This is a genomic window from Pseudomonas sp. PDM27, assembly GCF_019219205.1.
GTDB classification, from domain to species: Bacteria; Pseudomonadota; Gammaproteobacteria; order Pseudomonadales; family Pseudomonadaceae; genus Aquipseudomonas; species Aquipseudomonas laurylsulfatiphila.
In genome coordinates, this window is record NZ_JAHUWF010000009.1 from 259,592 (window position 1) to 282,902 (window position 23,311).

Below are 23,311 nucleotides of genomic sequence, written 5' to 3' on the forward strand. Positions count from 1 at the left end.
GGGAGCGAGCCTGCTCGCGAAGAGGCCATTACAGCCTCCGAAAATTTCCCTGACGACTTACTGAGACCGCGGCCGATCCGGCATCAACACCGCCGCATGCTCCGGCTCAGCCTCTGGTGGCGCTTCAACCGGATGCCGCGGCACCAGCGCCTGCTGTGGATAAGTCTGCGCGAAGTTCACCCACGGGCAGTTATCCACAAGCTTTTTCAATCGCTGGTTAAAGGCCCGGCTCACCGCATATTGGCCACCGCTCACCGTGCGAAATTGCGCCGTCAGCACCACACCGTTGAGGTCCATCCTGTCGACGCCAAACACATCCAGCGGCCCTTGCAGGTTGTAGCGCAGGAACGGGTCGTTGCTGATGGAATGCCCGGCCTCGCGGATCAGTTCGATGGCCTTGTCGACGTCGGTATCGTAGGTGAATTGCACCGAGAAAAACGCATAGGCGAATTGCCGCGACTGGTTGGTCACGGCCTTGATCTGCCCGAAGGGTACCGAGTGCACGAAACCCTTGCCGTCGCGCAGGCGCAAGGTGCGGATGGTCAGGCCTTCGACCGTGCCGGCATGCCCGGAATCAAGCACCACCCAATCACCGATGGACAGGGTGTCCTCGATGATGATGAACAGCCCGGTGATCACATCCTGCACCAGTTGCTGGGAGCCGAAACCGATTGCCAGGCCGATGACCCCGGCACCGGCCAGGAATGGCGCGACGTTGATTCCCAGGTTGGCCATGGTGGTGATCGCGCAGATCACCACCAGGATGATTTTGATCGCGTTGCGCAGCAGCGGCAGGATGGTTTTCACTCGCGTACTCGGCTGGCGCGCCGAGCGCTTGTTGGTCGGCGGTTTCAGGGCTTCCTGAATCGCCGTGTCGAGCACCACCCAGACCATCCAGGTCACCAGCAGGATCAGGCCGATGTGGCTCAGGGAATCACTGATCGCCCGGCCCACGGCATTGCTCACCGCGAATTCGAACAGCGACACGCCCCAGATCCGCCCGAGGATATCGATGAACACAATGGCCATGCCGATGCGCAGCAAGGCGTGGGACAAGTTGAGAAAACGCTCCTTGTAGGCGCTGCTGCGGCGCAGGTCCGCTTCACTGCGCGCCTTGAACAGATGGTGCAGCGTGGTGCTGAGAAACACCGTGGCAATCAGCAATACCGTGGTGAACAAGGCGCTGCGCAGCACCATCTGGTTGTCCGCGCCAACGCCGATCAGGTTGATGATCGAGACCAGCACCATCAACAGGATCGGCCAATACCAGAGCCCGGAAAATATCCGCAGGGTCTCGCGCAATGCCGGCTGACTTTGGCGCTGGGCCAGCGGCAGGATGCGGATCACATGAGCGACCGGGCGGCGCATGCGGATCACCAGCAAGCCGAAGGAAATCGACGCCGCCATCCCGGTGAATACCGCAATACTGCTGGTTAGATTGCTACCCAATTGATGGGAGATCTGCTGGCTGGTCAGGGCATCGCTCAAGGCCACCAGAAAGCCGATAACGAATAACGGCCGGGGGCTCTTCTCGCGGATGATCTGCACCGCCCGGCGCTTGTGGCCGGCATTGAACACCACCATCAGCGACATCACCAATGACGCGGCAAAGATCCCTGCGCTGGTGGCATAAGCCAGGCACAGCGCCAGCGCCCGGCCCGCCGAAACCGGCAAGAACTGGCTGGCATATATCGTCAGCGGCAGGCTGATCACCGCCGGAAGGGTATAGGGCAACATGTAACCGAGCAGGGCCTGGCCACGCTCGCGGCTGAGCAGCAGGCGATGCGCGCACAGGCGTTTGGCCAACAATCGCCCGAGCAGCCAAAGACAGGCAAACACGACGGCCCACACGCCGGTCAATATCAGGAAATCGACAACGGCGCTCCAGGGCGAGCGGGCCGAAGGCTGATTGACCAACTGATCCACTTCATCCGCCGCGCGGTCCGCACGCAGGCGCCAGGCGTCGAGCAGGTTTTGATTGAGATCAAGCTTGGTCTGGACCTCGTCGATGCTTGAACTGATGGCCCCCAGCAAGCCGCCTTGCACCAGCGGTTCGGGGTGCGCCGGCGGCGTCGCAGCCGTCGAGGTGGCCGGCAGCCCGGGTATCGCGGCGGCTTCCAGTTGCTCGCTGCCCACAAACAGCAACGCCCCCAGCAGTATCGCGGTCTTGAGCCTGATCAAAACACCCGCTCCTTTGGCTGTGTCGGTAAGGAACTGATCGAAAAATGCCGGGCAAGTTCGGGCATTGCTAGTGGATAGCAGGACAGCGACGCCATTTGTGGCGAGGGGGCTCGCCCCCGTTGGGGTGCGAAGCGCCCCCAAAACCTACCGTTCGGATTCATCTGACACACCGCATTCCAGGGATTTACGACTGCTGCGCAGCCGAGCGGGGCGATGCGGCGATCCGACAAGCCCCCTCGCCACAAGTATGCACCCGCCTTCGCGATATTTGATCTGTACGCAAATATCAAATGCTCGTCCCTGTATTTTTCTGCACAACCTCAACCCCGACACTGCGCTCCATCGAATCATCCTCCGGAGTTGCAGCCATGCCCATTGCCTTGCTCGCGCTGACCCTCAGCGCCTTTGCCATCGGGACGACAGAGTTCGTCATCGTTGGCCTGTTACCCACTATTGGTGCCGACCTCGGCGTCAGCCTGCCATCCGCCGGCCTGCTGGTCAGCCTGTATGCCCTTGGCGTCGCCGTCGGCGCCCCGGTGCTGACCGCCCTCACCGGCAAGGTTCCGCGCAAGTTGCTGCTGTTGTCGCTGATGGTGCTGTTCACCCTCGGCAACCTGCTGGCATGGCAAGCACCGGGCTACGAGTCGCTGATCCTCGCACGGATCATCACCGGCCTGGCCCATGGGGTGTTTTTCTCGATCGGTTCGACCATCGCCACCAGTCTAGTGCCGAAGGAAAAAGCCGCCAGCGCGATTGCCATCATGTTCACCGGCCTGACCGTTGCGCTGGTCACCGGCGTGCCGCTGGGGACATTCATCGGCCAGCATTTCGGCTGGCGCGAAACCTTCCTAGCCGTTTCGACACTGGGCGTCATTGCCTTCATCGGCAGCCTGATCTACGTGCCGAAAAATATCGCCCACAGCAAACCCGCGTCGTTCTTGCAGCAATTGCAGGTGCTCAAGCAACCGCGCCTGTTGCTGGTGTATGCGATGACGGCCGTCGGCTACGGCGGCACGTTCACCGCCTTTACCTTCCTCGCGCCAATACTTCAGGACCTCTCCGGCTTCAGCGCCAGCGCCGTCAGCCTGGTGTTGCTGGTCTACGGCATCTCCGTGGCCGTCGGCAATATCTGGGGCGGCAAGCTGGCGGACAAACGCGGTCCGATCAGCGCCCTGAAAATCATTTTTGCCCTGCTCGCCGCCGTGTTGTTCGCGCTGACCTTCACGGCCGGCAATCCCTGGCTGGCGCTGGTCACCGTACTGGTCTGGGGTGCCGTGGCATTCGGCAACGTGCCGGGGTTGCAGGTGTACGTGGTGCGCCAGGCCGAACATCACACACCCCATGCCGTGGACGTGGCATCTGGCCTGAACATCGCCGCGTTCAACCTCGGCATTGCCGGCGGCGCCTGGGGCGGTGGCCTGATCGTCGCCCACATGGGGCTGATCCACACCGCGTGGATCGGTGGCCTGGTGGTGCTGGTGGCGCTGGCATTGACGGCCTGGAGTGGACGTCTTGATCGCCTTGGCCCGGCCTATGCCGAGCCGGCCGACGGTTCTGCCCGCATAATCACGGGCCACTGATACCCACTATGGGAGCGGGCTTGCTCGCGAAGGCGTCGGCACACTCAACAATGAGGTGACTGACACACCGCTTTCGCGAGCAGGCTCGCTCCCACATTGAATCTGTTGTGATCTGATAACTGTGTACCGTCCGTAGCCCCATCGAAACTTTCGCCGCCGCCCCAGAGTCATCCAAAAACAGGGGCCGTCAGGCGGGAGGCGACATGGCAGCGAATCACACCGATATTCCCGCACACGCAAATGCAACCGACATGCGGGTACAGGGTCCGTCCGTGACTTGTCGCTTCAAGGTGCTGACGGTCAACACCCATAAAGGTTTCACCGCGCTCAACCGGCGTTTCATCCTGCCGGAACTGCGTGAAGCGGTGCGTAGCGTGTCTGCCGATGTGGTGTTTTTGCAGGAAGTCCACGGCACCCACGAGCACCACCCCAAGCGCTACACCAACTGGCCGGCGATGCCACAATACGAGTTCCTCGCCGACACCCTGTGGCCGCAGTTCGCCTATGGCCGCAATGCGGTGTATCCGGCGGGTGATCACGGCAACGCGCTGTTGTCGAAATTCCAGATCATCCGCCACGACAACCTCGATGTGTCCATCAGCGGTCACGAGAACCGCGGGATCCTGCATTGTGTGTTGCGCCTGCCCGGCGACGTCCAGGAAGTGCATGCCATTTGCGTGCACCTGGGGTTGCGCGAAAGTCACCGCACGGCGCAATTGAAGCTGCTCGCCCAGCGGCTGGACGCCCTGCCCGCCGATGCCCCGGTGATCGTCGCCGGGGACTTCAACGACTGGCGTCAGCGCGCCGATGCGTTGCTCAAACCCTGCGGTCTGCGCGAAGCCTTCGCCGCGCACCACGGCAAACCGGCGCGCAGTTTCCCCGCGCGCCTGCCAGCATTACGCCTGGACCGCATCTACCTGCGCAACCTCAAGGCCAGTCATCCGCAAGTGCTGACCACCCGCCCCTGGTCGCACCTTTCCGACCACGTCCCGCTGTCGGTGGAGATCGAGTTATGAGCAGCCAGCCGATGGAAAAAAACACGCTGGATCACATCCCCGCTCCGCCGATCCGCAAGCCGACAGCGGTCGACGTCGAATACGGCTGGCAAGGCAGTAATCGCGTCGAGTTGCTGGAAAACGGTGAAGCGTATTTTCCCCGGGTATTTGACGCCCTGCGCCGGGCGCAAAGTGAAATCCTGCTGGAAACCTTCATTGTGTTCGAGGACAAGGTTGGCAATGAGCTGCAACAGATCCTGATCGAAGCTGCCCAGCGCGGTGTACGCACCACCGTCAGCCTCGACGGCTTTGGCTGCGGCGAACTGAGTACCGGTTTCCTTACCGCCCTGACCGCGGCCGGCGTGCACCTGCAAATGTTCGATCCGGCACCAAAACGCCTGGGCATCCGCACCAACTGGTTCCGGCGCCTGCACCGCAAGATAGTGGTGGTGGACGGCAGCATCGCCTTCATCGGCGGGATCAACTTTTCTGCCGATCACCTTGCCGACTTCGGTCCCGAGGCCAAGCAGGACTATTCCGTGGAGGTGCAAGGCCCCGCGGTGGCCGACATCCATCACTTCGCTCTGCTGCAATGCGGTCGCCCGGCGCACGCCAAATACTGGTGGCAACGCCGTCGGCAGCGGCGTTCTGAACTGGCCTTCAGCGATCACGATGGCCAGGTACGTCTGGTGTACCGCGACAACGGTGAACACCCGAGCGACATTGAAGAGGTTTACCGCCAGGTGTTGCGCCAGGCCAAGCGTCGGGTGGTGATCGCCAATGCCTACTTCTTTCCCGGCTTCCGCCTGCTGCGCGAGATCCGCAACGCGGCCCGCCGGGGTGTGGATGTGCGGCTGATCCTGCAAGGGCAACCGGACATGCTGGTGGCCAAACTCGCCGCGCGCATGACCTACGACTACCTGCTCAGGTCCGGGGTGAAGATCTACGAATATTGCGACCGCCCGTTGCACGGCAAGGTTGCATTGGTGGATGAAGACTGGAGCACCGTCGGCTCCAGCAACCTCGACCCGTTGAGCCTGTCGATGAATCTGGAAGCCAACGTGCTGATCCGCGACCGTGGCTTCAATCGAGTTCTGTTCGATCGCCTGGAAGACCTCAGCGACAACCATTGCAAGGCCATGTCTCACGACATCCCGCCGCGCGGGCGTATCTGGCACATGACCATAGGTTTTCTGGTGTTTCACGTCCTGCGGCATTTCCCGGCTTGGGCCGGTTGGTTGCCGGCGCACAAACCTCGCCTGAAACCCATCCCCCCTCCGACCGGGAGCGCTGACCATGAACCGCGCTGAGCCCCACATGGCAACTGACGCCAAAAGCCCGGGCAAGTCGCACTGGAGCCGCTGGAAGCGACCGCTGACGATGCTGTTTTTCCTGATGCTGATCGTGTTGTTCACGATGCTCGCCCAGCGCCTTGAGTGGAGCGAAGTGTTCGATAACCTGGCCGATTTCAAGGTGCGCACGCTGATCATTGCGTCGGGGCTGACCCTGGTGAGTTTTCTGGTGTACGCCTGCTTCGACCTGATCGGCCGCACCTACATCCGCCAGAACCTGACCTGGAAGCAGATACTGCCCGTGGGGATCATCAGCTACGCCTTCAACCTGAACCTGAGCGCCTGGGTCGGCGGCATCGCCATGCGCTACCGGTTGTATTCGCGGCTCGGGGTCAGCAAGAGCAACATCGCGAAGATCCTTGGCCTGAGCCTGGCGACCAACTGGTTCGGCTACATGGTCATTGCCGGCGCCGTGTTCAGCAGCGGACTGGTGCGCATGCCGCCGGGCTGGAAGCTCAGCAGCAGTGCGCTGCAAGGCGTGGGGGTCTTGTTGTTGCTGCTGAGCGCCGGCTACCTGGCGGCATGCCGCTTTGCCAAACGTCGGGAGTGGGCGATTCGCGGTATCGAAATCGACCTCCCGTCCTTGCGCATGGCAGTGCTGCAACTGGCCCTCGGTGCGCTGAACTGGTCGCTGATGGCCGCGGTGATCTTCACCTTGCTGCCGAGCAAACTGGACTATCCACTGGTACTGGGCGTGCTGTTGATCAGCGCCATCGCCGGGGTCATCACCCACATCCCGGCCGGGCTCGGCGTGCTCGAGGCGGTGTTCGTGGCGCTGCTGCAACACGAGGTTTCGCGCGGCAGCCTGGTGGCGGGGCTGCTGGCCTATCGGGCGATTTATTTCATCCTGCCGTTGTTGATTACCCTGGTGATGTACCTGTTGGTGGAGGCCAAGGCCAAGTCGTTGCGGGTCTCAAGGAAACCCAAGTGATCTGTGGTGTCTGCTAGTCCGCCATCGCGGGCAAGCCCGCTCCCACAGGGTCTGCTGGTGGATGCAGATTCTATGTACACCCTCGATCCCTGTGGGAGCGGGCTTGCCCGCGATGAGGCCCGCAAGAACACCCCGATATCAGGACGATTGAATAATGCTCAACCGCTCCCCGACCACCATCTCGGTGATCCAGTCGACAAGGATCGAGGTGTAGGCCTGCTGGGAAACCGGGTCGCTCAAGGCGTGGTCGGCACCGTCGATGATGCGGTGGGTCATGGAGTGCGTCTGCTGGCAGGCCGCCCGGTAGCTCATGATCGTCGCGTGGGGCACATAGTCGTCGGTCTCGGACTGCACCAACAGGACATCCCCGCGAAATTGCGAGCAGGCATGCAAGGCCCGGTTGCCGTCGGCCCGCACCAGGGTGCCTCGGTAATCACGCAGATCCAGCTTGTCCAGGTCGCGTTTCGGCGTGTGCCATTGCTCGTCGCGGTACAGCGCCGGCACCCGCAGCGCCAGCCAGCGCACCGGTCGCAGCGAAGTCAGAATCGAGGCCAGATAACCCCCATAACTGGTACCGACCACGGCAATCGCCGAGGTATCGAGGGCCGGGTGCGCGAGCAAGCGGTCATAGGCTGCCAGCAGGTCGCGCAGATTGTCTTCGCGAGTCACCCGGGACAATGGAATGCCTGTGCCGCCGGTGTGTCCGCGCAGGTCGAAGGTCAGGCATACACAACCCAAGCCGGCGATGCCTTTGGCGCGTTCCAGGTCCCGCTCCTGACTGCCGCCCCAACCGTGCACGAAGAGTACGCCAGGCACTTTCGATTTGGGGCTCAGAAAAGTCCCGCTCATCTGTTCGTTATCGATATCGATCTGAATGGATTCGCTTCTAGCCGTCATAGGATTGAACCGTTACGTACTTGAGAAGAAAGTCACTGCTTTGCGCCGGCCCGCGGTACACCTCGATGGCATCTGTCGGCAGCGGCTGATCGATGTAGGTTTCCACCGAAGACACACGAATCGCGCGCATCCCCGGATCGTTGACGAAACTCTGCAAAGCCGCCACCTCGGCACTGCTGGCACCGCCCATGCGCCAGGATTGTTCGAGCACGCCGCTGCGCTGTTTGCCGTCGCTATCGATGCCCTGAGCGATGTCGTAGTTGCGCCGTGACGCATAGAAACGCGGATAGGCTTCATCCGCGGCGCTGTCGAACACCTGCGCCTGCTTGATAGCCATCCGCACGTCATCGGCCAGGTCCAGCTTCAGTAAATCGTCATAGCTGCCCTGCACCACCAACAGGTTCGAGCCGCCATACACCTCCTCGCCCTCGGCGTCCTTGGTCAAGTATTGATCACCGCAATAACTCAGCACCTTGTCGCCGATGAAGCTCTGGCCGACGCTGTGGGTAATCACCTGATCAAGATCCTGTTCCAGCACCACACCCTCGGTGAAGGTCGCGTCAGCGTCGGGCCTGGCCAGAATTTCGTCGAACTCGTCGAGGTTCTGGATCACTTCCTGACCACGTCCGGCGCAAGCGTGTATCGGCTTCAGGCGGATCGGCCCGGTGTACAACAGATGTTCCGCCGCCGGGCGAGCATCCTTCAGGCAGAACACGCTGAGACCATCGAGTACGACGCTGCGTACCCGCTGGGAAAACAAAGGAGCCCAGCCTGGCGGCGCATGGGCATGGTGGTTGAGCAGCCCATGACTGATGGCTTTGGTGCAGATGAAATCATGGTCGACATAACCACCCCACAAATCCTCCGGCCCCTTGACCCCCAGTTGCCGGGCAGCCGCAGCGCCCACCAGCGTCTGGGTCGGCAACAGATAGAGGTCCCGACCCTCGTGCAATTGCGGATCGTAACTGCCGCCGTACTTGAGTCCCAATATCTGCGCCAGCCAGCGCGCCAGCGCACGGTTTGTCTCGACTTCGTGCAGCGGCGCGTCGGCGCGTACCGAATGGGCAACCACCAGTTTCTTGCGGTTTGTTGGGGTCATGCATCCCCCTTCAATCGACGCTTGATGAATGTAGTTGAAGGGGTGCAGGGATCAGGCCAAGGCCCGTTACGGAAAGAGGGGTTTTAAATCAGCCCGTTGCGTACAAAGTGATGGCATGGGGCCTGTTTTATTCTGCACGATGCCCTTTGATACTCCGGCATTTTGCACGACTCCAGCCCACACACCCGACCCTGTGGGAGCGAGCTTGCTCGCGATAGCGGTGTTCCAGACACATCAATGTTGAATGTCATGCCCTCATCGCGAGCAAGCTCGCTCCCACAGGAGATCGGGGGTGATGCGACTACCGTGCAACCGATCCAGGGCTCACCCCGAACCGCATCCGATAATCACTCGGCGCCAGCCCGGTGATTTTCTTGAATGTCGCGCGAAACGCGCCGGGGTCCTGATAACCCACGGTCCAGGCGATATGGTCGATGGTGCCGTTGGTGAATTCGAGCATTTCCCGGGCCTTGCCGACTCGCAGATGCTGGCAGTATTCGGTGGGTTTGAGCCCGGTGGCCGAACGGAAACGTCGCAGGAAGGTGCGCTCTTCCAGCCCTGCCTTTTCGGCCATCGCCGTCAGCGATACCTCGGTCGCCCCGGTGCTTTGCAACCAGTGCTGCACCTTGAGGATCGCCGCATCGCCATGACTGAGGATCGGCGCAAAATTGCTGCCGCACTCGCTGGCGCTGTCGCTGTGTTCCACCACCAGAAAACGCGCGGTACTGGTGGCAATGCTCGGTCCCAGCAACCGGTTGACCAGGCGAAGACCCAGTTCAGACCAGGCCATCAGCCCGGCGGTGGTGATCAAGTCGCCGTCATCGACAATCGGCGTATCGGCCTTGAGCCGTATCGCCGGATAACGTTCGGCAAAGCTCTTGGCCGAGGTCCAGTGGGTGGTGGCGCTGCGGCCGTCGAGCAGACCGCTTTCAGCCAACAGGATCGAGCCCACGCAAACCCCGCCCAGTGTCGCGCCGCAGGCATGTTGCTCGCGCAACCAGCGGATCAAGCCCTGTGGCGCCTGGCCCTCGGAAAAACCGGCAATCGATGGCGGGATCAACACGGCCACCAGGGCACGCTCCGGGCCGGGATGGCTGTCGAAGACCCGGGCTGGCGGCTGATCACCTTCGACCTGCCAATGGCTGACCCGCAGCAGGGGTAATTGCGCAGCCTGATGCTCGGCGGCGATCCGGTTCGCCACCCCGAACAAGTCCGTCAAGCCATGCACCGCCGCCATCTGCGCGCCGGGATAGATCAGCACACCGAGCTCGGCGATTGCCCTTTCTGCGTCCATTGTCAGTTTTCCCCCTCTTATTGTCGGTGCGGCCAATCCCCGGACCGCCTGCCAGCGCCAATACTTCATTCCACACCCAAACACACTTCGAGGAAACAGTCATGGCCAAGCAAGCGCTCATCGTAGTCGATATCCAGAACGACTACTTCCCCCAAGGCAAGTGGCCACTGGTCGGCGCCGATGCCGCCGCCGACAACGCCGTCCGCCTGATCAAGGCCTTCCGTGATGCCGGTGATCCGGTGGTGCATATCCGCCACGAATTCACCTCCGCAGAGGCGCCGTTCTTCACCCCGAACTCCGAAGGCGCGAAGCTGCATCCCAAAGTGATCAACCGCCCTGACGAACCGGTGGTACTCAAGCATTTCGTCAATTCGTTCCGTGAAACCGAACTGAAATCGATCCTCGACGAACAAGGCATCAAGGAACTGGTGGTCGTGGGCAGCATGAGCCACATGTGCGTGGACGGCATCACCCGTGCGGCGGCGGATTTTGGCTATACAGTCACCGTGATCCACGACGCCTGCGCCACCCGTGACCTGGAGTTCAATGGCGTAACGGTGCCGGCGGCCCAGGTTCATGCGGCGTTCATGGCGGCCCTGGCATTTGCCTATGCCAGCGTGGTGTCGGCCGACGAGTTCCTCGCGGCCTGAGTCTGCACCAAATTTCACCGCCCATAAAAAACCCGCACTTCAGACCGAAGTGCGGGTTTTGTTTTGTCAGCTTGCTGCTTGTAGCTGGAGACTTGCAGCTGCCTTAGAACGGAATATCGTCATCAAAGCTGTCGAAATCCGGAGCCGGTTGCGGTGCGGCCTGTTGAGGGGCCGGGCGCTGTGGCTGCTGTTGCGGAGCAGGACGTGGAGCCTGCTGGCGCGGAGCGGATTGCTGGTAGTTGTTACCGCCACCCTGGCCCTGCTGGTCGCCCTGTGGACGACCGCCGAGCAGTTGCATGGTGCCTTGCATGTCGACCACGATTTCGGTGGTGTAACGCTTGATACCGTCTTTTTCCCACTCGCGGGTCTGCAGCTTGCCTTCGATGTACACCTGCGAACCTTTACGCAGGTATTCGCCGGCGATTTCCGCCACTTTGCCGAACATCGACACACGGTGCCATTCGGTCTTTTCGACTTTCTGACCGGTTTGCTTGTCGGTCCACTGTTCGCTGGTCGCCAGACTCAGGTTGGTCACGGCGTTACCGTTAGGCAAGTAGCGAACTTCGGGATCCTGGCCGCAAGTGCCGACCAATATGACTTTGTTAACCCCACGGGCCATAACGTTCTCCTAGGCTACGCACGCTGCCCCGGCCGGGTTGTTCACCAGGCGCTCAAGGGTGGTGCGATCCAATAGTTCGGTGTCCAGTTTGATGTAAATCGCCGCCTCTTCCGCGACGATGACTGCATCTGTTACCCCTACGACCGCCTTCAGGCGCTCGACCAGACCCGCTTCGCGGATCGCCTCGGGCGACAACGGCAAGCGCAGGCTTGTGACGTAGGGAGGTTCGCGCATGGTAACAGCAAAGGCCAGCCAGAGGGCAGCGAGAGCGGCGCATCCGAGGAACACAACCGACAGACCGCCATGCTGGAACAGCCAGCCACCGAGGATTCCCCCCAGTGCCGAGCCGAGGAACTGGCTGGTGGAATAAACCCCCATCGCCGTGCCCTTGCCGCCTGCCGGTGAAACCTTGCTGATCAGCGACGGCAATGAAGCCTCCAGCAGATTGAACGCGGTGAAGAACACCACCGTACCGATCACCAGAGACCGCAAGCTGTCGCCGAACTGCCAGAAGAATAGCTCAGTGAGCATCAACGTCACGACGGCGCCGAGTAAAACTCGTTTCATTTTGCGTTTTTTCTCGCCGTAGATAATGAACGGGATCATGGCGAAGAAAGAAATCAGCAGCGCGGTCAGGTACACCCACCAGTGCTGCTCTTTGGGCAGCCCGGCTTTCTCGACCAGGGCCAGGGGCAAGGCAACGAAGCTGGACATCAACATCGCGTGCAAGACAAAAATGCCCAGGTCCAGGCGCAGCAGGTCCGGATGCTTGAGGGTCGGGATCAACGCCTGGCGCGCGACACCGGACTCACGGTGCTGCAACGGGCCGGTGGAGCGCGGCACCATGAACATCACGATCACGATGCCGAACAGCGCCATGCCGCCGGTGGCAAGGAACAATCCGGACAACCCGAAGGCGCGGGTCAACAGCGGGCCGACGACCATGGCCACCGCAAACGACAGGCCGATGGTCATGCCGATCATGGCCATGGCCTTGGTCCGGTGCTGCTCGCGGGTCAGGTCGGACAGCAAGGCCATGACCGCAGCGGAAATCGCCCCGGCACCCTGCAGGATTCGCCCGGCGATCACGCCCCAGATCGAATCGGCATTGGCGGCCAGCAGACTGCCGAGGGCAAAGACGATCAAGCCCAGGTAAATCACCGGGCGACGGCCGATGCGGTCGGAAATGAAACCGAACGGAATCTGGAAGACCGCCTGGGTCAGGCCATAAGCGCCAATCGCCAGGCCGATCAGGGCCGGTGTGGCGCCGGCCAGGTCCATCCCATAGGTCGCCAGTACCGGCAACACCATGAACATGCCAAGCATACGGAAGGCGAACACCAGGGCCAGACCGCTTGCCGCGCGGGTCTCGCTACCACTCATGCGCTCGCTGTGGGGATCGTGCATGGAAAAACCTCATGTGAACCGGCGGCGATTCTACCAGTCCCATCGATTGGCGGGGTATATCGCGACGCTTTGACGCGCATTGCTGACACACTCTTCATGTAAGACAGCAACCCTCTCGTTTGATAGTGTGCATCCATCCAGTATTTGGCCGTATACTCCTACGTTTTCGACGCCCGCCGAGCGAGGCCACCTTGGACAAGATCCTGATTCGTGGGGCTCGAACCCACAACCTGAAGAACATCGACCTGACCCTGCCACGGGACAAGCTGATCGTCATCACCGGCCTGTCCGGCTCCGGCAAGTCGTCCCTGGCTTTCGACACCCTGTACGCCGAAGGCCAGCGCCGCTACGTCGAATCGCTGTCGGCTTATGCCCGGCAGTTCCTGTCGATGATGGAAAAGCCTGACGTCGATACCATCGAAGGCCTGTCGCCGGCGATCTCCATCGAACAGAAGTCGACCTCGCACAACCCGCGTTCGACGGTCGGCACCATTACCGAAATCTACGATTACCTGCGCCTGCTGTATGCACGCGTGGGTATTCCCCGTTGCCCGGACCACGACATTCCACTGGAAGCGCAGACCGTCAGCCAGATGGTCGACCTGGTCCTCGCCGAACCGGAGGGCAGCAAACTGATGCTGTTGGCCCCGGTCATCCGCGAGCGCAAAGGCGAGCACCTGTCGGTTTTCGAAGAACTGCGCGCACAGGGGTTCGTCCGTGCCCGGATCAACGGAAAGCTCTATGAGCTGGACGAAGCACCCAAGCTCGACAAGCAGAAAAAACACACCATTGATGTCGTGGTCGACCGTTTCAAGGTTCGCGCCGACCTGCAACAACGCCTGGCCGAATCCTTCGAAACCGCGCTGAAACTGGCGGACGGCATCGCCCTGGTAGCGCCGATGGACGACGAGCCGGGTGAGGAGATGATCTTCTCCGCACGCTTCGCCTGTCCGATCTGCGGCCACGCCATCAGCGAGCTGGAACCCAAGCTGTTCTCCTTCAACAACCCGGCCGGCGCCTGCCCGACCTGTGATGGTCTGGGGGTAAAGCAGTTCTTCGACATCAAGCGTCTGGTCAACGACGAACTGACCCTGGCCGAAGGGGCGATTCGTGGCTGGGACCGGCGTAATGTCTATTACTTCCAGATGCTCGGCTCGCTGGCCGCGCACTACAAGTTCAGTCTGGAAGTACCGTTCAACGAACTGCCCGCCGACCAACAGAAATTCATCCTGCACGGCAGCGGTTCGCAAAACGTCGACTTCAAATACCTGAACGACCGTGGCGACATCGTCAAACGCTCGCACCCGTTCGAAGGCATCGTGCCGAACCTGGAGCGCCGTTACCGCGAAACCGAATCGGCATCGGTGCGCGAGGAGCTGGCCAAGTTCCTCAGTACCCAGTCATGCCCGGACTGCCGCGGTACCCGCCTGCGCCGTGAGGCGCGGCACGTGTGGGTCGGCGAGAAAACCCTGCCGGCGGTGACCAACCTGCCGATCGGCGATGCGTCCGATTATTTTGGCGGACTCAAGCTCACCGGTCGGCGTGGCGAAATTGCCGACAAGATCCTCAAGGAAATCCGCGAACGCCTGCAGTTCCTGGTCAACGTCGGCCTCGACTATCTGTCGCTGGATCGCAGCGCCGACACCTTGTCCGGCGGCGAGGCCCAGCGCATTCGTCTGGCCAGCCAGATTGGTGCCGGCCTGGTGGGCGTCCTGTACATCCTCGACGAACCCTCCATCGGCCTGCATCAGCGCGATAACGACCGGCTGCTGGGCACCCTAAAGCACCTGCGCGACATCGGTAACACGGTGATCGTGGTCGAGCACGACGAAGACGCCATTCGCCTGGCCGACTACGTGGTGGACATCGGCCCGGGCGCCGGCGTGCACGGCGGGCATATCGTCGCCGAAGGCACTCCGGCCGAGGTCATGGCGCATCCGGACTCGCTGACGGGCAAATACCTGTCGGGCCGGGTGAAGATCGAAGTCCCGGCCAAACGTACGCCGCGCAACAAGAAGCTGACGCTGTCGCTCAAGGGCGCGCGCGGCAACAACCTGCGCAATGTCGACCTGGAGATTCCGATCGGCCTGCTGACTTGTGTCACCGGCGTATCCGGCTCGGGTAAATCGACGCTGATCAACAACACGCTGTTCCCGTTGAGCGCCACCGCGCTGAACGGCGCAACAACACTTGAGGCGGCCACCCACGATAGCATCAAGGGCCTGGAGCACCTGGACAAGGTCGTCGACATCGACCAGAGCCCGATCGGCCGTACACCACGCTCCAACCCGGCGACCTATACCGGACTGTTCACGCCGATCCGCGAGTTGTTCGCCGGCGTGCCGGAGTCCCGCTCGCGGGGCTACGGCCCGGGGCGTTTCTCCTTCAACGTCAAGGGCGGGCGTTGCGAAGCCTGCCAGGGCGACGGTCTGATCAAGGTCGAGATGCACTTCCTGCCGGACATCTACGTGCCGTGCGACGTATGCAAGAGCAAGCGCTACAACCGTGAAACCCTGGAGATCAAGTACAAGGGCAAGAGCATCCACGAAACCCTCGAGATGACCATCGAGGAAGCGCGGGTGTTCTTCGATGCCGTACCGGCCCTGGCGCGCAAGCTGCAAACGTTGATGGACGTCGGCCTGTCGTACATCAAGCTGGGGCAATCGGCGACCACGCTCTCCGGAGGTGAGGCGCAGCGGGTGAAACTGTCCCGCGAATTGTCCAAGCGTGATACCGGCAAGACCCTGTACATCCTCGATGAACCGACCACCGGGCTGCACTTCGCGGATATCCAGCAACTGCTGGACGTACTGCATCGCCTGCGCGACCACGGCAACACCGTGGTGGTCATCGAGCACAACCTGGACGTGATCAAGACCGCCGACTGGCTGGTGGACCTTGGTCCGGAAGGTGGTTCCAAGGGCGGCCAGATCATCGCAGTCGGTACACCGGAGGAAGTGTCAGAGATGAAGCAGTCTCACACCGGCTACTACCTCAAACCGCTGCTGGAGCGTGACCGGGCTTAACCGGGCGCCATGAAAAAGCCCCTGTCACTTCATCGGTGACAGGGGCTTTTTTGTATTCACTGAATCAGGCGTGGGATTGCAGGTAGTTCTCAAGACCGATCAACTTGATCAGACCCAGCTGCTTCTCGAGCCAGTAGGTGTGATCTTCTTCGGTGTCATGCAATTGAACCCGCAGCATTTCGCGGCTGACGTAGTCCTTGTGCTGCTCGCAAAGCTTGATGCCCTTGCACAGCGCAGCCCGCACCTTGTATTCCAGGCGCAAATCCGCTTCGAGCATCTCGGTCACCGTGGTGCCGACATCGAGATCGTCCGGACGCATGCGCGGGGTGCCCTCGAGCATCAAGATCCGGCGCATCAAGGCATCAGCGTGCCCTGCTTCCTCTTCCATCTCGTGGTTGATTCGTTCGTAGAGCTTGGTAAAACCCCAGTCCTCATACATCCGCGAGTGGACGAAATATTGATCACGCGCGGCCAGTTCGCCGGTCAGCAACGTGTTGAGGTAATCGATCACATCTGGGTGGCCTTGCATCGCCCTACATCTCCCTGCTTGAAAGTTGTAGTTTGAACCAACATGCCCGTATCGTCACTCGCAAGACGCAATAAAAGCGAAGATATTCTGAGAAAACCAGCTGAAATAACGCAAAAACCGCCCAAACAAGGGCGGTTCTGCTTCTCATTTAGACTTCGTTAAGCTGTACGTTGAGCAGCTTTGCGATTGCTTCTCCATACGCCGGGTCAGCCTTGTAGAAATGTTGCAGCTGGCGATCAACCACATCACTCGACACCCCCGCCATCGCACCGGCGATGTTGCTGACCAGCAGCGATTTCTGCTGTTCAGACATCAAGCGGAACAACGCGCCGGCGTGACTGTAGTAATCAGTGTCTTCGCGGTGGTCGTAACGATCGGCGGCACCATTCAGGGCCAATGCGGGCTCTGCGTAACGAGGTGCCTGCTTCGGCGATTCTACGTAGCTGTTTGGCTCGTAGTTCGGCGCCGCACCGCCATTGCTGCCAAAGGCCATCGAACCATCGCGCTGATAGGTGTTGACCGGACTGCGCGGAGCGTTCACCGGCAACTGTTGGTGGTTGGTGCCGACACGGTAGCGGTGAGCATCCGCGTAGGCGAAGACCCGACCTTGCAGCATGCGATCCGGCGACAGACCAACGCCTGGAACCATATTGCTGGGACCGAACGCCGCCTGCTCGACTTCCGCGAAGTAGTTCTGCGGATTGCGATTGAGCTCCAGCTCACCGACTTCAATCAGTGGAAACTCTTTCTGCGACCAGGTTTTGGTCACATCAAACGGGTTCTCGTAGTGCGCCGCCGCCTGAGCCTCGCTCATGATCTGAATGCACACTCGCCACTTCGGGAAATCACCCTGTTCGATGGCATTGAACAAGTCGCGCTGGGCGTAATCCGGATCAGTACCCGCCAGGCGCGCAGCCTCGGCAGGAGCAAGGTTCTTGATCCCCTGTTTGGTCTTGTAGTGCCACTTCACCCAGTGGCGCTCGCCTTGAGCGTTGATGAGGCTGTACGTGTGGCTGCCAAAGCCGTGCATGTGGCGGTATCCGTCAGGGATACCCCGGTCGGAGAACAGGATGGTGACCTGGTGCAACGCCTCAGGCGAATGCGACCAGAAGTCCCACATCGCCTGGGCACTCTTCAGGTTGCTTTGCGGCAAACGCTTCTGGGTGTGGATAAAGTCCGGAAACTTCAATGGGTCACGAATGAAGAACACTGGCGTGTTGTTGCCGACGATGTCCCAGTTGCCTTCCTCGGTGTAAAACTTCAAGGCAAAGCCGCGCGGATCACGCTCGGTATCGGCCGAACCACGCTCACCACCCACGGTGGAAAACCGCAGGAAAGTCGGGGTTTGCTTGCCGACCGCCTCAAACAGCTTTGCGCTGGTGTATTGAGTGATATCGCGCGTCACGGTGAACGTACCGTAGGCACCCGAGCCTTTGGCGTGCACACGGCGCTCGGGGATGTTTTCACGGTTGAAGTGGGCAAGCTTCTCGATCAGGTGAAAGTCGTCGAGCAGCAGCGGGCCACGAGGGCCGGCGGAACGGGAATTCTGGTTATCGGCAACAGGAGCGCCACTGGCGGTGGTAAGCGTTTTGTTCTGGCTCATGCGATCTTCCTTCCTCTGTCGGTCTTGAACTGCCGGCTATCGGCTGAGAAGGAGTATTGATCATCAATGTTACACCTACAAATTCATTAACTTGCAGGCATCGATAGAAAATAACTAATGATCAGCCCCCAACCGATAATATGACAAGGGGAAGGATTCAAGGATTATACGAAGGTACATTTCTTACAGGCACAAAAAACCGGGCACTAGGCCCGGTTCTTTGTTTCAGACTGACGTCTTACTCGGCAGATACAGCTTCGCCAGCAGTAGCACGATCAACCAACTCGACGTACGCCATAGGCGCGTTGTCGCCAGCGCGGAAACCGCACTTGAGGATGCGCAGGTAGCCACCCTCACGGGTAGCGTAACGCTTGCCCAGGTCGTTGAAGAGCTTACCAACGATAGCTTTCGAACGAGTACGGTCGAAAGCCAGACGACGGTTAGCAACGCTGTCTGTCTTGGCCAGAGTGATCAGCGGCTCGGCAACGCGGCGCAGTTCTTTGGCTTTTGGCAGAGTCGTTTTGATCAGCTCGTGCTCGAACAGCGACACCGCCATGTTTTGGAACATGGCCTTGCGGTGCGAGCTGGTGCGGCTCAGGTGACGACCACTTTTACGATGACGCATGGTTCATTCCTTACCAAACACTACGTTCGGTGATTACGACGATCAGGCAGTCGCCTTGTCGTCCTTCTTAAGACTTGCAGGCGGCCAGTTGTCGAGGCGCATGCCGAGGGACAGACCGCGGGAGGCCAGAACGTCCTTGATTTCAGTCAAGGATTTCTTGCCCAGGTTCGGAGTCTTCAACAGTTCCACTTCGGTACGCTGAATCAGGTCACCGATGTAGTAAATGTTTTCCGCCTTAAGGCAGTTAGCCGAACGTACAGTCAGTTCCAGATCGTCAACCGGGCGAAGCAGGATCGGATCGATCTCGTCTTCCTGCTCGACAACCACTGGCTCACTGTCACCCTTGAGGTCGACGAACGCAGCCAACTGCTGTTGCAGGATGGTTGCAGCGCGGCGAATAGCCTCTTCAGGATCCAGAGTACCGTTGGTTTCCAGATCAATAACCAGCTTGTCCAGGTTAGTACGCTGCTCGACACGGGCGTTTTCCACCACGTATGCGATACGGCGAACCGGGCTGAACGAAGAGTCAAGCTGCAAGCGACCGATGCTGCGGCTTTCGTCTTCATCGCTCTGACGCGAGTCTGCCGGTTCATAACCACGACCACGAGCTACTACGAGCTTCATGTTCAGGGCGCCGTTAGACGCCAGGTTAGCGATTACGTGATCGGGATTAACGATCTCGACATCATGATCCAGCTGAATATCGGCAGCGGTAACCACCCCCGAACCCTTCTTCGACAAGGTCAGCGTAACTTCGTCACGACCGTGCAGCTTGATAGCCAGACCTTTAAGGTTCAACAGGATTTCAATGACGTCTTCCTGTACACCTTCGATGGCGCTGTACTCGTGGAGCACACCGTCAATCTCGGCCTCGACTACTGCACAGCCGGGCATTGAGGACAACAGGATGCGGCGCAGCGCGTTGCCCAGGGTATGGCCGAAACCACGCTCGAGAGGCTCGAGAGTGATCTTGGCGCGGGTTGGACTGACAACCTGCACATCAATGTGGCGGGGTGTCAGGAACTCATTTACCGAAATCTGCATGGATGCACCTATTTTCTAGCCCTTACTTGGAGTAGAGCTCGACAATCAGGCTTTCGTTGATGTCGGCGGACAGATCACTGCGAGCTGGAACGTTCTTGAAAACGCCCGACTTCTTCTCAGTGTCTACTTCTACCCATTCTACGCGGCCACGTTGGGCACACAGATCGAGAGCTTGGACAATGCGAAGTTGATTTTTTGCTTTCTCGCGAACAGCAACCACGTCACCAGCACGAACCTGGTAGGACGGAACGTTAACGGTCTGACCGTTTACGCTGATCGACTTGTGCGATACCAGCTGACGGGATTCGGCACGAGTCGAACCAAAGCCCATACGGTATACAACGTTGTCCAGACGGCATTCGAGCAGTTGCAGCAGGTTCTCACCGGTTGCACCTTTCTTGCCAGCAGCTTCTTTGTAGTAGCCGCTGAATTGACGCTCGAGAACGCCGTAGATACGACGGACCTTCTGCTTTTCACGCAGTTGGGTGCCGTAGTCGGACTGGCGACCGCGGCGTTGGCCGTGGATACCAGGTGCTGCTTCAATGTTGCACTTCGATTCGATCGCGCGCACGCCGCTCTTCAGGAAGAGATCGGTGCCTTCGCGACGAGCGAGTTTGCATTTTGGACCAATGTAACGAGCCATTCTTTACAATCTCCTGGATTACACGCGGCGCTTCTTCGGCGGACGGCACCCGTTGTGCGGGATTGGCGTCACGTCGGTGATGCTGGCGATCTTGTAGCCACAGCCGTTCAAAGCGCGAACTGCGGATTCACGACCTGGACCTGGACCTTTGACGTTGACGTCGAGGTTTTTCAGGCCGTATTCCAGCGCAGCTTGACCAGCACGTTCAGCAGCTACCTGAGCAGCAAACGGGGTGGACTTGCGGGAACCGCGGAAACCCGAACCACCGGAGGTAGCCCAGGAAAGAGCGTTACCTTGACGGTCGGTGATGGTCACGATGGTGTTGTTAAAAGATGCATGGATGTGGGCGATGCCATCAACCACTGTCTTTTTAACTTTTTTACGAGGACGAGCAGCAGGTTTTGCCATGATTAAATTCCTGTCGATTCGCTGGGGCGATTACTTGCGGATCGGCTTACGCGGACCTTTACGGGTACGCGCGTTGGTCTTGGTACGCTGACCGCGCACTGGAAGACCGCGACGATGACGCAGACCGCGATAGCAACCGAGGTCCATCAAGCGCTTGATTTTCATGTTGATTTCGCGACGCAGGTCACCTTCAGTGGTGAACTTCGCCACTTCGCCACGCAGCTGTTCAATCTGCTCGTCGCTCAGATCTTTGATCTTTGCTGCTGGGTTTACCCCAGTCTCTGCACAAATTTTCTGTGCAGTAGTGCGACCAACACCATAGATGTAGGTCAGCGAGATAACAGTATGCTTGTTATCTGGAATGTTAACGCCTGCAATACGGGCCATTCAGTGGGACTCCAATTGACAGCTACCTACGCCCCGGAAGCCAAGAAATAGGGCGCGAGATAATATCGCTGTAATAACAAATAATCAACCCGGCAGCGCACTAGCTGCCGGGCTTGAAGCACAATCACACTCAGCCTTGGCGCTGTTTGTGACGCGGTTCCGCGCTGCAAATTACTCGAACAACACCTTCGCGGCGAATAATCTTGCAGTTACGGCACAGCTTTTTCACCGATGCACGAACTTTCATCACCAACTCCTCGAACCTTATGGGTCAGCGCAGCATGCCGCTGCCGTAACCCTTCAGGTTGGCTTTCTTCATCAGGGATTCGTACTGGTGCGAAACGAGGTGCGATTGTACTTGGGACATGAAGTCCATCACAACCACGACGACGATCAGCAACGAGGTCCCGCCAAGGTAGAACGGAACGTTGGCTGCAACCACCAGGAACTGGGGCAACAGGCAGACGGCCGTCATGTAAAGAGCACCGAACATGGTCAAGCGAGTCAGAACGCCATCAATGTAGCGCGCAGACTGCTCACCTGGACGGATGCCCGGAATAAAGGCACCGGACTTCTTCAGGTTTTCCGCTACGTCTTTCGGATTGAACATCAACGCCGTATAGAAGAAGCAGAAGAAAATAATCCCTGCACTAAACAGCAGAATATTCAACGGCTGACCAGGAGCGATCGACTGCGAGATGTCCTGCAACCAGCCCATACCTTCAGACTGACCGAACCAGGCACCCAACGAAGCCGGGAACAGCAAAATGCTGCTCGCGAAAATAGCCGGAATAACACCGGCCATGTTCACCTTCAGCGGCAAGTGGCTGGTCTGCGCAGCGAAGACCTTGCGGCCCTGCTGACGCTTGGCGTAGTGAACAGCAATACGACGCTGACCACGCTCAATGAACACCACGAAACCGATAATCGCTACTGCCAGCAAACCGATGGCAACCAGGGCGAAGATGTTGATATCACCCTGACGTGCAGACTCGAAAGACTGCCCGATCGCTCTCGGAAGACCGGCGACGATACCTGCGAAGATCAACATCGAGATACCGTTGCCTACACCACGCTCAGTAATCTGCTCACCCAGCCACATCATGAACATCGCGCCCGCCACAAATGTGGTTACCGCAACGAAATGAAAGCTGAAGTCAGCAGTGAACGAAACGCCCTGCCCCGCCAGGCCAATGGACATGCCAATGGCCTGGACGAGAGCGAGGACGACAGTGCCGTAGCGGGTGTACTGGCTAATCTTGCGACGGCCAGCTTCACCTTCCTTCTTCAACTGCTCCAGTTGCGGGCTGACGGCGGTCATCAATTGCATGATGATCGATGCCGAGATGTACGGCATGATCCCCAGTGCAAAGATGCTCATCCGTTCCAGCGCGCCGCCGGAAAACATGTTGAACAAGCTAAGAATGGTCCCCTCATTCTGTCGAAACAGGTCCGCGAGTCGGTCCGGGTTGATACCTGGAACCGGGATGTGTGCGCCTATTCGGTAGACGATAATCGCCAGGAACAGAAAACGCAGACGAGCCCAGAGTTCAGACATACCGCCTTTGCCGAGCGCAGAGAGAGCACCTTGCTTAGCCATTTATTCCTCGAACTTGCCGCCAGCTGCTTCGATAGCCGCACGCGCACCTTTGGTGGCGCCGATTCCCTTGCCGATAGTGACAGCGCGAGTCACTTCACCGGACAGCATGATTTTCACACGCTGTACGTTGACGTTGATCACGTTGGCATCTTTCAGGGACTGCACGGTGACGATGTCGCCTTCCACTTTGGCCAGTTCGGACAGACGCACTTCTGCGCGGTCCATGGCTTTCAGGGAAACGAAACCGAACTTCGGCAGGCGACGATGCAGCGGCTGTTGACCGCCTTCAAAGCCTGGAGCAATGGTGCCACCGGAGCGAGAGGTCTGACCTTTGTGACCACGGCCACCAGTCTTACCCAAACCGCTACCGATACCACGGCCCGGACGATGCTTTTCGCGACGGGAACCCGGCGCTGGACTCAGATCATTGAGTTTCATCGA

Annotated in this window: 22 protein-coding genes; 6 read left to right on the forward strand and 16 right to left on the reverse strand. The window is 59.7% G+C overall.

Translation table 11 applies throughout. The features are described from left to right. Nucleotides 1-57 precede the first annotated feature (57 nt). Nucleotides 58-2,181 (reverse strand): mechanosensitive ion channel family protein, encoded by a 2,124-nt coding sequence (locus KW838_RS19775; RefSeq protein WP_218502804.1) that lies wholly within the window; start codon nt 2,179-2,181, stop codon nt 58-60. Between the two features lie 368 nt (nt 2,182-2,549). Between KW838_RS19775 and KW838_RS19780 the strand changes: the two genes are divergently transcribed. From KW838_RS19780 to KW838_RS19795, 4 genes are all read left to right on the forward strand, one after another. Continuing rightward, nucleotides 2,550-3,761, forward strand: coding sequence for an MFS transporter (locus KW838_RS19780; RefSeq protein ID WP_218502806.1), 1,212 nt, complete (start codon nt 2,550-2,552; stop codon nt 3,759-3,761). A gap of 251 nt (nt 3,762-4,012) precedes the next feature. After that, complete coding sequence (locus KW838_RS19785; RefSeq protein ID WP_256358913.1) at nt 4,013-4,777, forward strand: endonuclease/exonuclease/phosphatase family protein; 765 nt, start codon at nt 4,013-4,015, stop codon at nt 4,775-4,777. Next, the gene (gene clsB, locus KW838_RS19790; RefSeq protein WP_218502825.1) at nt 4,774-6,066 is read left to right on the forward strand and encodes a cardiolipin synthase ClsB; all 1,293 of its coding nucleotides are present in this window, start codon (nt 4,774-4,776) and stop codon (nt 6,064-6,066) included. Before KW838_RS19785 ends, clsB begins: the two co-directional genes overlap by 4 nt. Next, nucleotides 6,053-7,039, forward strand: coding sequence for a lysylphosphatidylglycerol synthase domain-containing protein (locus KW838_RS19795; protein ID WP_102701273.1), 987 nt, complete (start codon nt 6,053-6,055; stop codon nt 7,037-7,039). Before clsB ends, KW838_RS19795 begins: the two co-directional genes overlap by 14 nt. Nucleotides 7,040-7,177: 138 nt before the next feature. Here KW838_RS19795 and KW838_RS19800 read toward each other — a convergent pair whose 3' ends face one another. The 3 genes from KW838_RS19800 to KW838_RS19810 form a co-directional block, all read right to left on the reverse strand. Beyond that, nucleotides 7,178-7,936 carry a S9 family peptidase gene (locus tag KW838_RS19800; RefSeq protein WP_102701274.1) on the reverse strand — a complete coding sequence of 253 codons (759 nt, stop codon included), beginning with the start codon at nt 7,934-7,936 and terminating at the stop codon, nt 7,178-7,180. Then, nucleotides 7,926-9,035, reverse strand: a complete 1,110-nt coding sequence (locus KW838_RS19805; protein WP_218502828.1) for a DUF3182 family protein — start codon at nt 9,033-9,035, stop codon at nt 7,926-7,928. The genes KW838_RS19800 and KW838_RS19805 overlap by 11 nt, the downstream gene beginning before the upstream one ends. Before the next feature lie 301 nt (nt 9,036-9,336). Continuing rightward, nucleotides 9,337-10,329 (reverse strand): GlxA family transcriptional regulator, encoded by a 993-nt coding sequence (locus KW838_RS19810; protein ID WP_218502837.1) that lies wholly within the window; start codon nt 10,327-10,329, stop codon nt 9,337-9,339. Between the two features lie 101 nt (nt 10,330-10,430). Between KW838_RS19810 and KW838_RS19815 the strand changes: the two genes are divergently transcribed. After that, a complete protein-coding gene (locus tag KW838_RS19815) occupies nt 10,431-10,979 on the forward strand; it encodes a cysteine hydrolase family protein (protein WP_218502839.1) in 549 nt (182 codons plus the stop codon). 103 nt (nt 10,980-11,082) lie between these two features. Here KW838_RS19815 and KW838_RS19820 read toward each other — a convergent pair whose 3' ends face one another. Beyond that, nucleotides 11,083-11,598 carry a single-stranded DNA-binding protein gene (locus KW838_RS19820; protein WP_007970128.1) on the reverse strand — a complete coding sequence of 172 codons (516 nt, stop codon included), beginning with the start codon at nt 11,596-11,598 and terminating at the stop codon, nt 11,083-11,085. Between the two features lie 9 nt (nt 11,599-11,607). After that, on the reverse strand, nt 11,608-13,005 hold the full coding sequence (locus tag KW838_RS19825) for an MFS transporter (protein WP_218480198.1): 1,398 nt from the start codon (nt 13,003-13,005) through the stop codon (nt 11,608-11,610). A 191-nt stretch (nt 13,006-13,196) separates the two neighbouring features. Here KW838_RS19825 and uvrA point away from each other — a divergent pair, with 191 nt between their 5' ends. Beyond that, complete coding sequence (gene uvrA / locus KW838_RS19830) at nt 13,197-16,031, forward strand: excinuclease ABC subunit UvrA (RefSeq protein WP_218502849.1); 2,835 nt, start codon at nt 13,197-13,199, stop codon at nt 16,029-16,031. A gap of 64 nt (nt 16,032-16,095) precedes the next feature. Here uvrA and bfr read toward each other — a convergent pair whose 3' ends face one another. The 10 genes from bfr to rplO form a co-directional block, all read right to left on the reverse strand. Next, entirely contained in the window at nt 16,096-16,560 is a 465-nt protein-coding gene (bfr, locus tag KW838_RS19835; RefSeq protein WP_007970123.1) for a bacterioferritin, read from the reverse strand. Nucleotides 16,561-16,708: 148 nt separating this feature from the next. Beyond that, nucleotides 16,709-18,163, reverse strand: a complete 1,455-nt coding sequence (locus tag KW838_RS19840; RefSeq protein WP_102701282.1) for a catalase — start codon at nt 18,161-18,163, stop codon at nt 16,709-16,711. Between the two features lie 238 nt (nt 18,164-18,401). Further along, nucleotides 18,402-18,788: a 50S ribosomal protein L17 gene (gene rplQ, locus KW838_RS19845; RefSeq protein ID WP_007970429.1), complete on the reverse strand. Its 387-nt coding sequence runs from the start codon at nt 18,786-18,788 to the stop codon at nt 18,402-18,404. Between the two features lie 42 nt (nt 18,789-18,830). Further along, complete coding sequence (rpoA, locus tag KW838_RS19850; protein WP_007970428.1) at nt 18,831-19,832, reverse strand: DNA-directed RNA polymerase subunit alpha; 1,002 nt, start codon at nt 19,830-19,832, stop codon at nt 18,831-18,833. Nucleotides 19,833-19,854: 22 nt separating this feature from the next. Next, entirely contained in the window at nt 19,855-20,475 is a 621-nt protein-coding gene (gene rpsD, locus KW838_RS19855) for a 30S ribosomal protein S4 (protein WP_003176404.1), read from the reverse strand. Nucleotides 20,476-20,493: 18 nt separating this feature from the next. Continuing rightward, the gene (gene rpsK / locus KW838_RS19860) at nt 20,494-20,883 is read right to left on the reverse strand and encodes a 30S ribosomal protein S11 (protein ID WP_002555466.1); all 390 of its coding nucleotides are present in this window, start codon (nt 20,881-20,883) and stop codon (nt 20,494-20,496) included. Nucleotides 20,884-20,913: 30 nt separating this feature from the next. Then, nucleotides 20,914-21,270 carry a 30S ribosomal protein S13 gene (gene rpsM / locus KW838_RS19865; protein WP_009045849.1) on the reverse strand — a complete coding sequence of 119 codons (357 nt, stop codon included), beginning with the start codon at nt 21,268-21,270 and terminating at the stop codon, nt 20,914-20,916. Between the two features lie 130 nt (nt 21,271-21,400). Continuing rightward, nucleotides 21,401-21,517, reverse strand: coding sequence for a 50S ribosomal protein L36 (gene rpmJ, locus KW838_RS19870; RefSeq protein WP_002555468.1), 117 nt, complete (start codon nt 21,515-21,517; stop codon nt 21,401-21,403). A gap of 24 nt (nt 21,518-21,541) precedes the next feature. Continuing rightward, the gene (secY, locus tag KW838_RS19875; RefSeq protein ID WP_015097035.1) at nt 21,542-22,870 is read right to left on the reverse strand and encodes a preprotein translocase subunit SecY; all 1,329 of its coding nucleotides are present in this window, start codon (nt 22,868-22,870) and stop codon (nt 21,542-21,544) included. Further along, nucleotides 22,871-23,308, reverse strand: a complete 438-nt coding sequence (gene rplO, locus KW838_RS19880) for a 50S ribosomal protein L15 (protein WP_003228720.1) — start codon at nt 23,306-23,308, stop codon at nt 22,871-22,873. Nucleotides 23,309-23,311: the final 3 nt, after the last annotated feature.

Excerpts from the sequence above, each read along its gene's own strand:
- KW838_RS19825 (WP_218480198.1), bottom strand. The coding sequence starts at position 13,005 with ATGCACGATCCCCACAGCGAGCGCATGAGTGGTAGCGAGACCCGCGCG.
- rpsD (WP_003176404.1), bottom strand. The coding sequence starts at position 20,475 with ATGGCTCGTTACATTGGTCCAAAATGCAAACTCGCTCGTCGCGAAGGC.
- KW838_RS19805 (WP_218502828.1), bottom strand. The coding sequence starts at position 9,035 with ATGACCCCAACAAACCGCAAGAAACTGGTGGTTGCCCATTCGGTACGC.
- rpoA (WP_007970428.1), bottom strand. The coding sequence starts at position 19,832 with ATGCAGATTTCGGTAAATGAGTTCCTGACACCCCGCCACATTGATGTG.
- KW838_RS19785 (WP_256358913.1), top strand. The coding sequence starts at position 4,013 with ATGCGGGTACAGGGTCCGTCCGTGACTTGTCGCTTCAAGGTGCTGACG.
- secY (WP_015097035.1), bottom strand. The coding sequence starts at position 22,870 with ATGGCTAAGCAAGGTGCTCTCTCTGCGCTCGGCAAAGGCGGTATGTCT.
- rplQ (WP_007970429.1), bottom strand. The coding sequence starts at position 18,788 with ATGCGTCATCGTAAAAGTGGTCGTCACCTGAGCCGCACCAGCTCGCAC.
- rpsK (WP_002555466.1), bottom strand. The coding sequence starts at position 20,883 with ATGGCAAAACCTGCTGCTCGTCCTCGTAAAAAAGTTAAAAAGACAGTG.
- KW838_RS19800 (WP_102701274.1), bottom strand. The coding sequence starts at position 7,936 with ATGACGGCTAGAAGCGAATCCATTCAGATCGATATCGATAACGAACAG.
- KW838_RS19840 (WP_102701282.1), bottom strand. The coding sequence starts at position 18,163 with ATGAGCCAGAACAAAACGCTTACCACCGCCAGTGGCGCTCCTGTTGCC.
- KW838_RS19810 (WP_218502837.1), bottom strand. The coding sequence starts at position 10,329 with ATGGACGCAGAAAGGGCAATCGCCGAGCTCGGTGTGCTGATCTATCCC.
- KW838_RS19795 (WP_102701273.1), top strand. The coding sequence starts at position 6,053 with ATGAACCGCGCTGAGCCCCACATGGCAACTGACGCCAAAAGCCCGGGC.
- KW838_RS19780 (WP_218502806.1), top strand. The coding sequence starts at position 2,550 with ATGCCCATTGCCTTGCTCGCGCTGACCCTCAGCGCCTTTGCCATCGGG.
- bfr (WP_007970123.1), bottom strand. The coding sequence starts at position 16,560 with ATGCAAGGCCACCCAGATGTGATCGATTACCTCAACACGTTGCTGACC.
- KW838_RS19820 (WP_007970128.1), bottom strand. The coding sequence starts at position 11,598 with ATGGCCCGTGGGGTTAACAAAGTCATATTGGTCGGCACTTGCGGCCAG.
- rpsM (WP_009045849.1), bottom strand. The coding sequence starts at position 21,270 with ATGGCCCGTATTGCAGGCGTTAACATTCCAGATAACAAGCATACTGTT.
- rplO (WP_003228720.1), bottom strand. The coding sequence starts at position 23,308 with ATGAAACTCAATGATCTGAGTCCAGCGCCGGGTTCCCGTCGCGAAAAG.
- rpmJ (WP_002555468.1), bottom strand. The coding sequence starts at position 21,517 with ATGAAAGTTCGTGCATCGGTGAAAAAGCTGTGCCGTAACTGCAAGATT.
- clsB (WP_218502825.1), top strand. The coding sequence starts at position 4,774 with ATGAGCAGCCAGCCGATGGAAAAAAACACGCTGGATCACATCCCCGCT.
- KW838_RS19815 (WP_218502839.1), top strand. The coding sequence starts at position 10,431 with ATGGCCAAGCAAGCGCTCATCGTAGTCGATATCCAGAACGACTACTTC.